Raw genomic sequence first — 12,262 nt, 5'->3', positions numbered from 1 at the left:
ATGGGATGCCGCCTGCATACAGGGGGATCAGCAAAGGGGGGATCGGCATATGGCCGATCAGCGTCCGGGGCGGCTAGGCTGCCGGGGTGGACGATTCGGGTGGAGATATCGAACGGGGCCGCTGGCCGGCGCGGATGCTGCTGGCGGAGCGGTCGCGGCTGGCGCTGTGGCTGCCGGTGGAGCTGGGGATCGGCATCGCGCTCTATTTCGCCCTGACCCGGGAACCGGCGGGCGGGGCGATCCTGTCGCTGCTGGTGGTGGCGGGCGGGGCGCTCGCGTGGATCGCGCGGGCGCCGCATGCGCTGGCGGCGCGGGTGCTGGGCGGCGGCGCGGCGGCGCTGGCGCTGGGGTTCGTCGCGGCCTGGGCGGCCACGCATCGCCAGCCGCCGCTGCCCGACCTGCCGCGCCGTGCGACGATGGTGGTGGGCCGGGTTGCTGCGGTGTCCGTCCTGTCGCCGCGCGACGGGGCGGGGGCCTTGTATGTGGATCTGGCGGATGTCCGGCTGGAGGACCCGGTCGATGACGGGATGCCGCCCCTGCGCCGCATGGTGAGGCTGCGGCTGCGGGCCGACGATCCGGCGCACCTGTCGCCGGGGATGGGGGTGCGGGTGCGCGCGATGCTGCGTCCGCCGATGCCGCCCGCCTGGCCCGGCGGGCCGGACCGCCAGCGCCGGGCCTGGTTCGACGGCACGGCGGGCGGTGGATACGCGCTGGCGATGGTGCGGCGGGTGCAAGACGGACCCGCTCCGGCCCGTGGGTCGATGGAGGCGCTGCGCGAGGCGATCCTTGCCCGCATCCTGCGCGTGCTGCCCCCCGACCGGGCCGGTGTGGCGGCGGCGGTGCTGACCGGGTCCGCCGCGCCGATGCCGCAGGCCGACCGCGATGCCTTCGCCGATGCGGGGCTGGCGCATCTGCTGGCGGTCGCCGGGCTGCATCTGGGCATCGTCATGGGCGTGGCGATGGCGGCGGCGCGGCTGCTGCTGGCCTGTTCGGAACATGCCAGCCTGTTCTGGCCCTGCCGGCAGGTCGCGGCCCTGGCGGGGCTGGTGGCCGGGGCGGCGTATGTGGTGCTGACGGGCCAGCACCTGCCGGCGCTGCGTGGCCTGACGATGGCGGCGCTGGTGGTGCTGGCGCTCGTGACCGGGCGGCGGGCGCTGTCGATGCGCGGCCTGGCGGTGGGGGCCACGCTGCTGCTGCTGACCGGGCCGGGCGACCTGATGGAAACGCCGTTGCAGATGTCGCTGGCGGCGGTCATGGCGCTGGCCGCCGGGTTCGAGGCCGCGCGGCCCGCTTTGCGCCGCCTGGTGCTGGACGGGGGCTGGTGGCGGCGCGGCGCCATCCATGTCGCGCATCTGGCCTTGGCCAGCCTGCTGGCCGGCGGGGCGACGGTGCCGGTGGTCATGGCCCATTTCGGCACGCTGCAACCCTGGTTCCTGCTGGCGAACCTGCTGGCGGTGCCGCTGATGGCGATGTGGATTCTGCCGGCGGGGCTGCTGGCGGTGCTGCTGATGCCGCTGGGGCTGGAGGCGGTGGCCCTGGCGCCGATGGGCTGGGGCATCGGGGTGGTGCTGGAGCTGGCGCGGGCGGTGTCCGGCTGGCCGGCGGCGCGGATCATGGTGCCGGCGATGCCGGGGTGGGCGCTGGCGGCGTGGCTGCTGGGCCTGTGCTGGGTCTGCCTGTGGACCCGGCGCTGGCGCTGGGCCGGTGTGGGACCGATGGCGGTGGCGCTGGTCGCTCCGTTCCTGGTGACGTCGCCGGACCTGCTGGTGGCGGCGGACGGGCGGGCGGTGGCGGTGCGCGACGGCAGTGTGCTGCGGGTGGGGCCGCATCCGGGAGCGGACCGGGTGGTCGAGGCCGACTGGCGCCAGGCGCTGGCCCTGCCCCTGGCGGCCCTGTCCTCGGGCGATGGCCGCGTTGCCTGTCGCGAGGGGCTGTGCCGCCTGGCGGGTGGCCGGGTGCTGCTGCGCCTCCCGGGCGCGGCCACGCCCGATTGCGCCGGGGTCGCGCTGCTGGTCGCGCCGGGGGGCGAGGGTGCGGGCTGTCCGGGCGTGGCCACCATCGACGGGCTGAGCCTGTGGCAGTCGGGCGCGCAGGCCGTCTATCTGCGGCCGGACGGCCCGCGCGTCGTGACCGATCGCGCCGTGCGCGGCGCGCGGCCCTGGGTCATGGGGCCGGGCCAGCACGGCATGCCGACCCTGCCGCTGGCCGAGGCGGAATAAGTCGGGCTTCGCCCGAACCCACCAGGGCGTCAATCCCGAGGCGGGTTGGTATAAGACAGTCTGGTTTCCAACGGCCGGTGGCCCTTGGCGGGTTTCAGGGCGGCGTCAGCACCTTGGCCGTATATTGGCAGGGCTCCTGCGCCGGGCAGCGCCAGCATTCCGGCCGCCGCGCCTTGCAGACGTATCGTCCGTGCAGGATCAGCCAGTGATGCGCCGGGCGCAGCATCGGGGCCGGGATGCGGGCGATCAACTGGTCCTCGACCGCGCGTGGGGTCTTGCCGGGGGCCAGTCCGGTGCGGTTGCCGATGCGGAAGATGTGGGTGTCCACCGCCATGGTGCTGTCGCCGAACGCCACGTTCATCACCACGTTCGCGGTCTTGCGGCCCACGCCGGGCAGGGCCTCCAGCGCCGCGCGGTCGTGCGGGACCTGGCCGGCGTACTGGTCCAGCAGGCGCTGCGACAGGGCGACGACGTTGCGCGCCTTGGTCCGCCACAGGCCGATCGACCGGATATGCGCGCCCACCCCGTCCTCGCCCAGCGCCACCATCGCGGCGGGGTCGGAGGCGTCGCGGAACAGGCCCGCCGTCGCCCGGTTGACCGAGGCATCGGTCGCCTGCGCCGACAGGACCACCGCGACCAGCAGCGTATAGTCGTCGCCGAACACGAGTTCGCTGGCGGCGTCGGGATTGGCCTCGGCCAGCAGGGTGATGAAGCGTTCGACTTCCTTCAGCGTCATGCGGCGCCGGGCCTTCGCGGGGCGGGCGGGCTGGGTCATGCGGTCCTGTTGTCTGTTGGTGGCGCCAGCCTTTCTTGTCGGCCGGATGGGGCGGCCTGTAAATCGCCGGTTGCTTGCTTTCGCCTGGGGGGATGGCGATAATCGGACCTGAATCCGATCGAACGTGAAACGGACCCGGCGCTCCCGGGGCGGCCTGTGCGCCGCCCGTGGCCGGCAGGGATGGAAGGGATGGCCGTCGGGACCGGCCGGGACATCATGGCGGACAGACAGACCGCGCCCGGCGCCCATGGCCGCGCGCGCAACGAATTCGGCGAGGTCCTGGGCTTCGTCATCCGGCGCTGGCTGCGCCATCCGGGATCGCTGGCCTGCACCCTGGCGGGTGTCGCGGTGGCGACGGTGGCCGATGTGGTGACGCCGCTGCTGGCCGGATGGCTGGTGGACGATGTTGCCCGCGCGGGGGCCATGACCGGGCCGGCCGCCCCGGCCCTGGTGGCGGCGCGGCACGATGTGCTGCTGCTGCTGGGCGGGCTGGGGGTGCTGGGGCTGCTGGGGGTCGCGGGGCGGCGGATGTCCTATCTGGGCATCACCTTCCTGACCGCCCGCGTGATGCGCGACATCGCCCAGACCGCCTTTGCCCGCGTGCAGCGTTTTTCCACCGACTGGCACGGCAACACGTTCGCCGGATCGACCGTGCGGCGGCTGACGCGCGGCATGTGGGCGGTGGACACGCTGGGCGACACGCTGACGCTGATGCTGCTGCCCGGCATCCTGGTGCTGTGTGCGACGACGGTGGTACTGGCCCTGCGCTGGCCGCTGATGGGGGGACTGCTGGGCGGCAGTTCGGTGGGGCTGGTGCTGATGTCCACCCTGCTGACCCTGCGCTATGTCGCGCCGTCGGCGCGGCTGGCCAATGCGTGGGACACCCGCATGGGCGCGGCGCTGGCCGATGCCGTGACCTGCAACGCGGTGGTCAAGGCGTTCGGCGCCGAACAGCGCGAGGACGCGCGCCTGTCCTGGATCCTGTCGCGCTGGCAGAAGCGCACCGAGCGGTCGTGGGTGCGCGGCACCAACAGCGGCAATTTGCAGAACCTGGCGGCGCTGGCGATGCGCGTGCTGCTGGTGGGCGCGGTGCTGGCGCTGTGGTGGCGGGGGCGCGCCGGGCCGGGCGATGTGGCCTATGTCCTGACCATGGTTTTCCTGGTCCAGGGGTATCTGCGCGATATCGGCCAGCAGATCTCGATGGTCCAGCGCTCGGTGAACGAGATGGAGGAGCTGGTCGCGATCTATCGCCTGCCGATGGGAGTGGCGGACGCGGCCGGCGCGTCGGTGCTGCGGGTGACGCATGGGGTCATCCGCTTCGACCATGTGTCGTTCGGCTATCGCGCCCAGCGGGGCCCGCTGTTCCGCGACCTGTCGATCGACATTCCCGCCGGCAGCCGCGTCGCGCTGGTCGGGCCGTCGGGGTCGGGCAAGACGACGCTGGTGAAGCTGCTGCAACGGCTGTACGACGTGTCGGGCGGGCGGATCCTGATCGACGGCGCCGACATCGCCACCGTCACCCAGTCCAGCCTGCGGTCGCAGATCGCGATCGTGCAGCAGGAGCCGGTGCTGTTCCACCGGTCGCTGGCGGAAAACATTTCCTACGGTCGCCCCGACGCGACCCTGGCGGAAATCCAGGAGGCGGCGCGCCAGGCCAACGCGGCGGGCTTCATCGACCGGCTGCCCAAGGGCTATGCCACCATGGTCGGCGAACGCGGGGTCAAGCTGTCGGGCGGCGAGCGCCAGCGCGTGGCCATCGCCCGCGCCTTCCTGGCCAACGCGCCGATCCTGATCTTCGACGAGGCGACGTCCAGCCTGGATTCGGAATCGGAAATCCTGGTGCAGGAGGCGATGGAACGGCTGATGGTCGGCCGCACGGTGCTGGTCATCGCCCACCGCCTGTCGACCGTCGTGGGGCTGGACCGCATCCTGGTCTTCGCCCGCGGCGAACTACGCGAGGACGGATCGCACGCCGAACTGATCGCCCAGGATGGCGGGTTGTACCGGCGGCTGTTCGAGTTGCAGTCCCTGGACGGGTAGGGCCGAGGCCTTCAGCGATGCAGCATCGGCCCCAACGCCGCGCCGCCGAACAGATGAACGTGGAAATGCGGCACTTCCTGCCCGGCTGCCGCCCCCATGTTCGACAGCAGGCGATAGCCGGCCCCGTCCAGCCCCAGCAGGGTCGCGACGTGGCCCACGGCGCGGGTGAAGCCCGCGATCTCGGCATCCGAGGCGGTGGCGCTGAAATCGGCGTACGACACGTACGGGCCCTTGGGGATGACCAGCACATGGACCGGCGCCTTGGGGGCGATGTCGTGGAAGGCCAGGGCGAACGAATCCTCGAACACCTTGTTGCACGGAATCTCGCCGCGCAGGATCTTCGCGAAAATATTCTGCGGGTCGTAGGGACCCAGTCCGGAGACAGCCATGGATGCGCTTCCTCGGGTTGTGTCAGGGCCGGTGAAGGCCGGGCTTTGCCCGAACCCGCCAGGGCCTGAGGCCCTGGACCCCGATCATGGATAAAACGACTGGGCCCTGACGGTATCAGGCAACTGGCATCAGGCCAGGGGGTCGTGCGGACGGGCGGCCTTTTCGGCGATGCCGCTGGTGCCCTCGCGGCGGCGCAGTTCGGCCCAGACGTCGGCGGGCTGCACGCCTGCGTCCACCCACATGACGATCAGATGGTACAGCACGTCGGCGCTCTCACCCACCAGTTCGCCGGTGTTGCCGGCGACGGCCTCGATCAGGCATTCGACCGCTTCCTCGCCGAATTTCTGCGCGATCTTGCGCCGGCCGCGCGACAGCAGGCGCGCCGAATGGCTGACCGACGGGTCGGTGCCCTTGCGCGAGGTCACGACGGCGAACAGCCGGTCCAGCACGTCGGGCGTGGCCGGCGGGGTGTCGGCGACCGGCGCGACCAGGGCGGCGGTCTTCTTGCGCGCGCGGGGCGATTCGATCTGCTTTTCGGCCTGTTTCGCCGCCTTGCGCGGCGCGGGGGCCTTCTTGCCGGCAGCCTTGGGGGCCGTGGGCTTGGCGGATTTGGGCTTGGGGCTCTTGGGCATCATGCACTCTGCTGGAAATATCCGGCGCGTCAGTTCGTCTGGCGCACCGGCAGGCCGGCGTCCGCCAGCGCCTGCTTGACCTGCGGGATGGTGAACTGGCCGAAATGGAAGACGCTGGCCGCCAGCAGGCCGGTGGCCCCCGCCTGCGCGCCCTCGACGAAATGCGCCAGCGTGCCGACCCCGCCCGATGCCACGATCGGCACCCGCACGGCGGCGCAGGCGGCGCGCAGCAGGTCCAGGTCGAACCCGGCGCCGGTGCCGTCGCGATCCATGCTGGTCAGCAGGATCTCGCCCGCGCCGCGCGCGGCGACCTCGCGGCACCAGTCGATGACGTTGCGCCCGGTGGGGGTGCGTCCGCCATGGGTATAGACCTCCCACCCGCCATGCCCGTCCGACCGTGCGTCAACGGCCACCACCACGCACTGGCTGCCGAATTTCCGCGCGGCCTCGCTAATCAGGTCGGGCCGGCTGACGGCGGCGGAATTCATCGCGCATTTGTCCGCCCCGGCCAGCAGCAGGCGGCGCATGTCCTCGGTGGTACGCACCCCGCCGCCGACGGTCAGCGGCAGGAAGATCCGCTCGGCCGTGCGGTTCACCACGTCCAGGATCGTGTCCCGGTTTTCGTGGCTGGCGGTGATGTCCAGGAACGTCAGCTCGTCCGCGCCGGCGGCGTCATAGACCGCGGCCTGTTCGACCGGGTCGCCCGCATCGCGCAGCGACACGAAATTGACCCCCTTCACGACCCGGCCGTTCTTGACGTCCAGGCAGGGAATGACCCGCAGCTTCAGCATCAGGACAGGATCCGCAGGGCCTCGGCCGGGTCGACCCGGCCGTCGTACAGCGCGCGGCCGACGATCACGCCCTCGATGCCCGGGGCCTGGGCGGTGGCCTGGCGCAGGGCCTGCAGGTGGGCCGCCGTGCCGACGCCGCCGCTGGCGATGACCGGGACCGACAGCGCGTTCGCAAGTTCCGCCGTCTGGGCGATGTCGATGCCCGTCAGCATGCCATCGCGGCTGATCTCGGTGAAGATGATGGCCGCGACGCCGGCATCCTCCATCCGCCGGCCCAGCTCGACCGCCTGCATTTCCGACGTTTCGGCCCAGCCTTCGGTCGCGACCTGGCCCGAACGGGCGTCGATGCCCGCGACGATGCGGCCGGGGAAGGCGCGGCAGGCCTCGCGCACCAGGGCGGGGTTCTTGACCGCGACGCTGCCCAGGATGACGCGCGTGATGCCCGCCGACAGCCAGCGTTCGATCCCCGCCATGTCGCGCAGGCCGCCGCCCAGTTGCACCGGCACGGTGGCGTTGGCGATGATGGCCTCGATGGCGGCGCTGTTGGCCGATCGTCCGGCGAAGGCGCCGTTCAGGTCGACGACATGCAGCCACTGGCACCCGGCGGCGGCCCAGGCGCGGGCCTGCGCGCCCGGATCGTCGGAATAGACGGTGGCGGCGTCCATGTCCCCCCGGCGCAGGCGGACGCAGGCGCCGTCCTTCAGGTCGATGGCGGGGTAGAGGGTCAGGCTGTGTCCGGTCACGCTGAGAGGTCCACGGGCAGGAATGGGAACGGAAAGGGCCCGCGGGTGCGCGGGTACGACCCGTTCATTGTCCTGCAGGCGCTTGGTGAAGAACAGGCCGCGCACGGTGCGGCCGTCGGTGCGGGCATAGCTGGGATGGACGCCCCACTGGTGGAAGCCGAAGGACTGGAACAGCCGGATGGCCTCGACCTGCGTCTCGCGCACGTCCAGGTTCAGGATCTGGTACCCCATGGCCCGCGCGCATTGCTCGGCCTCCAGCAGCAGCAGCCGGCCGAGCCCGTGGCCGCGCGCGTAGGGCGCCACATACAGGTGCATGAGCGTGGCGCTCATGGCCTGGGCCTCGTTGTTGCGGGGCGGGCGGACCAGTTGCGCCGCGCCGACGATGATGCCGTCCAGGCGCGCGACGAACAGCATGCGTTCGGGCACCATCAGCAGGCCCCGGAAATAGCGTTCCATCGCCTGCCGTCCGGGCACGCTCAGCCAGCCGAAGCCGCCGCCGTCCAGGATGGCGGCGTCGGTCGCCTCGCACAGCGCCCCCAGGTCGTCTTCATGCAGGGATTGCAGCCGCTCGGTCCGCACCCGGTCGCGGCGGATGCCGCCGATCTCGTTCATGCGGCGGCTCCTTCGCGTGTGGGCGACCAGCGCAGGAAATTGGACAGGATACGCAGGCCGACCGCCTGGCTTTTCTCGACATGGAACTGGGTGCCGGCGCGATTGCCGTGGGCGACGATGGCCGGTACGGGGCCGCCGTAATCGGTGGTGGCCACCAGGTCGGCCGCCGCACCGCCGCGCAGCGCGTAGGAATGGACGAAATAGCCGTGGGCGTCCGGGTCCAGCCCCTCGGTCAGCGGATGCGCGCCGGGGGCGAAATCCAGCCGGTTCCACCCCATCTGCGGCAGGCGCAGGCCGGGGGCGTCCATCGCCGCGATCTCGCCCGCGATCCAGCCGAAGCCGGGGGTCGTCGCATGTTCCAGCCCGCGTTCGGCCATCAGCTGCATGCCCACGCAGATGCCCAGGAACGGCGTGCCGGCGTCCGTCGCCTCCTGGATCGTCTGGCGCAGGCCGGGCACCGCGGCCAGGCCGGCGGCGCAATCGGCGAACGCGCCCTGCCCGGGCAGGACGATCCGGTCGGCCCGGCGCACGGCATCGGGTGCTGCGGTGATCGTGACGGTGGCGTCGATGCCGCTGTCGGCCGCCGCGCGCGTCAGTGCCCGCGCGGCCGAGGCAAGGTTGCCGCCATTATAGTCGATGACGACGATGGACTGGGTCGCGGATGCCATCCTGTCCCTCATTTCCTTTTCATTCCCCAGCCGTCGCGGCGCGCGGGGCCAGGATGCCCGGATGCCGTTCCAGCAGGCGCAGCAGCGCGGCCTCGGCGCCCGGGGCGATGACCACCGGGCCGGCGGTCAGCCCGTTCAGCCGCAACTCCCATTCCTTTATATCGGCGGCGCACAGCGCCAGCCCCAGATGCAGCCCCAGCCACACCGGTGCGATCAGCGTCGAATGACCCAGCACCGCCCAGACCGCGATGGTCGCCGCCCCGGCCAGCAGGCCGGCGATCCAGCAGCCCTGCAGCACCAGCCCGAACCAGCCCAGGATCAGCACGCGCCAGGACAGGCGTTCGGCCACCAGCACCGGCGGTCGACCGTCCTCGGCCCGGAACCAGGAGGAATAGCTGGTCACAGCACGCCCTTGGTCGAGGGGATCAGGTCGCCGGCGCGCGGATCGGCTTCGGATGCCATGCGAAGGGCGCGGGCGGCGGCCTTGAACGACGCCTCGGCGATATGATGGCAGTTACGTCCGGCCTTTTGCGTCACATGCAGGGTCAGCAGTGCGCTCATGGCGAAGGCGCGGAAGAATTCCTCGAACAGTTCGGTGTCCATCTCGCCGATCTTGTCGCGGGTGAACTCCACCGACCAGGCCAGGTAGGGACGGCCGGAGATATCGACGACGACTTCGCTCAACGCCTCGTCCAGCGGGGCCAGCGCATGGCCGAAGCGGCGGATGCCGCGCTTGTCGCCGATCGCGCGGACGAAGGCCTGGCCCAGCGCGATGCCGGTGTCCTCGGTCGTGTGATGGAAGTCGATATGCAGATCGCCCTGCGCCGCGATCTCGAGGTCGAACATCGCATGCCGGGCCAGCGCCGTCAGCATATGGTCGAAGAAGCCGATCCCCGTCGCGATGCGGGACTGGCCGGTGCCGTCAAGGTCCAGCCGGACCGTGATGTCGGTCTCGCTGGTGACGCGGTGAATCGTGGCGGTGCGGGCGGTATCCATGTCCCGTTCTCCTACAGGATAGGGGCGGGTTAGGCCACCATTCCCGTGCGAGTCCCGCCGGGGTGCCCGGGTGGCCGGATATTGGCTTCGGCGACCTTCTGCGGCATGGTGCCGTCCCGCCGCCGCCGCCCCGTGCGGGCCGGGCGCCGGCCGATCACCTTAGTATGGAGTATTCCGGATGGCAGCGCTCGACAGCCTCCTGTCCCGTTCATCGACCGACGCGCTGTCCGACCCGGCGCCCGAGGGGTCGGTGCTGGAGGACATCCTGTCCGCCGCGATGCGCGCGCCCGACCATGGCAAGCTGCGGCCGTGGCGGTACGTCCTGATCCGGGGCGAGGCGCGGCCGAAACTGGCGGAGCTGGTGGTGGACGGGATGCGCGCGCGCGATCCTGACGTGGCGGCCGAGAAGATCGAGAAACGTCGGCAGCGCTTTTCCACCATGCCTCTGACGATCGCATTGGGCATGCATATCCGCCCCGATGACAAGATTCCGGTCATCGAACAGGAAATGGCCGTGGCGGCCGCCGCGATGAATGTCCTCGACGCCCTGCATGCCACCGGGTTTGGAGGCGTCTGGGTGACGGGGGACATGACGTACGATCCGGCGGTGGCCTCGGCTCTGGGGTTCGATGCGCCGCACCGTTTGGCGGGGTTCCTGTTCGTCGGTACGCCCGACCCGGACCGGCTGGTGCCCAAACGGCGGCCGGTCGTGGATTACGTCGCCGAATGGCAGGGCACGCCGGTCCGCTTCGGCGCGGACACCTGACCGGGAAGGGGAAGGGCGATGCACAGCGACGTCACGATCATCGGCGGCGGCCCGGCCGGGCTGGCCACGGCCCTGTCGCTGGAGGCGTTGGGACTGTCGGTCACGGTTCTGGAGCGCGCGCCGCTGGCCCAGTTGGCCGAACCGGCCTTCGACGGGCGCGAGATCGCCCTGACGCACCATTCGGTCTCGGTCCTGCAGCGCTGCGGCGCGTGGGCGCGGATCCCGCCGGTCGGGATTTCCCCCCTGCGCGAGGCACGGGTGGAAACCGGGCGGCACAACCACCCGCTGACCTTCGACACGCACGGCAAGGGCGTGGAAGCCTTGGGCTATCTGGTGTCCAACCACCTGATCCGGCGGGCCTTGTATGAAGAGGCCCTGTCGCGCCCCGGCATCACCATAAGCGCGGGCACGGGGACGCGCCGGGTTCGCGACGGGCAGGGGGCGGTCAGCGTCCTGTATGACGGCGGTGAAATCGAAACCCGCCTGGCGATCGCCGCTGACGGACGGTTTTCCGACATCAGGCGCCTGCAGGGGATCGGCGCCATCGTGCACGATTTCCATCGCGCGATGCTGGTGTGCCGGATGGCCCACGACTCACCCCATCATCATGTGGCGACCCAATGGTTCGACGACGGGCAGACGGTGGCCCTGCTGCCGGTCAATGGCGGCGCGTCATCATTGGTCCTGACCCTGCCCCCTGACCGGATCGAGGCATTGCGGGTGATGGACCGCGACTGCTTCAATGCCGATATAAGGGCGCGGATCGGTAATCGGCTGGGGGGGATACGTCTGGTCAGCACCCGGCATGTCTATCCATTGCGCGCGGTCTATGCCCATCGCTTCGTCACCCATCGCTTCGCCTTGATCGGCGACGCGGCGGTCGGCATGCATCCGATCACGGCGCACGGCTTCAATCTGGGCCTGAAGGGACAGGAGGCGCTGGCCGAGGAAATCGGCGTGGGCCTGGCCCGCGACGGCGACCCCGGCAGCGCGTCCGTGCTGAAGCGATTCGAAACCCGGCACCGCCTGGCCACCGCGCCGCTGTTCGCGGCGACGAATGGAATCGCCACCCTCTATACCCGTGACGAAATGCCGTTCCGGCAGATGCGTCGGGCCGGGCTGCGGCTGGCCGATTCGCTTTCGCCCTTCAAGTCGGCGGTGACGAACATGCTGATGGATAAGCGGAAATCGGCCTGAAACCGCCATTTTTGTCCACTTGGTCAAAAAAGGTCCGAAAAAATCGGACGACCGCTGTTGACGGTGATGTGGGTGGGGTGTAGATCGCTGTTCACCGCAGGGGCGGGGCCGAAAGGCACTTGCCTGGTGGGTCTGGGTTTGCTAAGGTCTTTGGCCCGGTTGGGCTGGACTGAGTGAGTTCAGAGGTCTTTGACAATAGAATAAGAGAGTTTGGAAGGGATATGTTGGCGGCGTTCTGACGACCTGGAGTGATCTGGGTTGTTAAGGAGGATTAGGCATCTGGTTTGTTCTGGGTGTTTTGGTTTCTCTTGGGATGCTGTTCTTCGTATGTCTTTTGGATATGCGTTTTTAAGTGTTTCGAGTTTGATTGCTTGGGCCTTTGGTTTGAGTGGTTGGATGTGAGAGAGACTGGATTGACTTGGATCTGTTCGTT

Annotated in this window: 12 protein-coding genes; 4 read left to right on the top strand and 8 right to left on the bottom strand. The window is 70.3% G+C overall.

Annotated elements, in window-relative coordinates; all coding sequences use genetic code 11:
* Positions 1-86: 86 nt before the first annotated feature.
* Complete coding sequence (locus tag HLH21_RS06170; RefSeq protein ID WP_264811779.1) at positions 87-2,219, top strand: ComEC/Rec2 family competence protein; 2,133 nt, start codon at positions 87-89, stop codon at positions 2,217-2,219.
* Positions 2,220-2,313: 94 nt separating this feature from the next.
* On the opposite strand, the gene nth is transcribed toward HLH21_RS06170, so the two are convergent.
* A complete protein-coding gene (gene nth, locus HLH21_RS06165; protein WP_182942393.1) occupies positions 2,314-2,994 on the bottom strand; it encodes an endonuclease III in 681 nt (226 codons plus the stop codon).
* A 216-nt stretch (positions 2,995-3,210) separates the two neighbouring features.
* On the opposite strand from nth, the gene HLH21_RS06160 reads away from it, so the two are divergent.
* Positions 3,211-5,034, top strand: coding sequence for an ABC transporter ATP-binding protein (locus HLH21_RS06160; protein WP_246379322.1), 1,824 nt, complete (start codon positions 3,211-3,213; stop codon positions 5,032-5,034).
* An 11-nt stretch (positions 5,035-5,045) separates the two neighbouring features.
* Here the strand turns inward: HLH21_RS06160 and HLH21_RS06155 are convergent, their stop codons facing one another.
* The 7 genes from HLH21_RS06155 to hisB form a co-directional block, all read right to left on the bottom strand.
* Positions 5,046-5,423, bottom strand: a complete 378-nt coding sequence (locus tag HLH21_RS06155) for a histidine triad nucleotide-binding protein (protein ID WP_182942389.1) — start codon at positions 5,421-5,423, stop codon at positions 5,046-5,048.
* Positions 5,424-5,552: 129 nt separating this feature from the next.
* Positions 5,553-6,059 (bottom strand): phosphoribosyl-ATP diphosphatase, encoded by a 507-nt coding sequence (locus HLH21_RS06150; protein ID WP_373319597.1) that lies wholly within the window; start codon positions 6,057-6,059, stop codon positions 5,553-5,555.
* A gap of 26 nt (positions 6,060-6,085) precedes the next feature.
* Positions 6,086-6,847 (bottom strand): imidazole glycerol phosphate synthase subunit HisF, encoded by a 762-nt coding sequence (gene hisF / locus HLH21_RS06145; protein ID WP_182942387.1) that lies wholly within the window; start codon positions 6,845-6,847, stop codon positions 6,086-6,088.
* Entirely contained in the window at positions 6,847-8,202 is a 1,356-nt protein-coding gene (gene hisA / locus HLH21_RS06140) for a 1-(5-phosphoribosyl)-5-[(5-phosphoribosylamino)methylideneamino]imidazole-4-carboxamide isomerase (RefSeq protein ID WP_182942385.1), read from the bottom strand. Before hisA ends, hisF begins: the two co-directional genes overlap by 1 nt.
* Entirely contained in the window at positions 8,199-8,870 is a 672-nt protein-coding gene (gene hisH, locus HLH21_RS06135) for an imidazole glycerol phosphate synthase subunit HisH (protein ID WP_182942383.1), read from the bottom strand. The genes hisA and hisH overlap by 4 nt, the downstream gene beginning before the upstream one ends.
* Positions 8,871-8,889: 19 nt before the next feature.
* Complete coding sequence (locus HLH21_RS06130) at positions 8,890-9,273, bottom strand: hypothetical protein (RefSeq protein WP_182942381.1); 384 nt, start codon at positions 9,271-9,273, stop codon at positions 8,890-8,892.
* Positions 9,270-9,866 (bottom strand): imidazoleglycerol-phosphate dehydratase HisB, encoded by a 597-nt coding sequence (gene hisB, locus HLH21_RS06125; protein WP_182942379.1) that lies wholly within the window; start codon positions 9,864-9,866, stop codon positions 9,270-9,272. The genes HLH21_RS06130 and hisB overlap by 4 nt, the downstream gene beginning before the upstream one ends.
* A gap of 178 nt (positions 9,867-10,044) precedes the next feature.
* Between hisB and HLH21_RS06120 the strand changes: the two genes are divergently transcribed.
* Entirely contained in the window at positions 10,045-10,632 is a 588-nt protein-coding gene (locus HLH21_RS06120; RefSeq protein WP_182942377.1) for a nitroreductase family protein, read from the top strand.
* Between the two features lie 18 nt (positions 10,633-10,650).
* Positions 10,651-11,829: a 5-demethoxyubiquinol-8 5-hydroxylase UbiM gene (gene ubiM, locus HLH21_RS06115; protein ID WP_182942375.1), complete on the top strand. Its 1,179-nt coding sequence runs from the start codon at positions 10,651-10,653 to the stop codon at positions 11,827-11,829.
* The last annotated feature ends 433 nt before the right edge of the window (positions 11,830-12,262 follow it).

The organism is Gluconacetobacter johannae, from assembly GCF_014174305.1.
Taxonomy (GTDB): Bacteria; Pseudomonadota; Alphaproteobacteria; order Acetobacterales; family Acetobacteraceae; genus Gluconacetobacter; species Gluconacetobacter johannae.
Note: the sequence above shows the minus strand (reverse complement) of the source record. Positions and strands in the feature narration are given on the sequence as shown.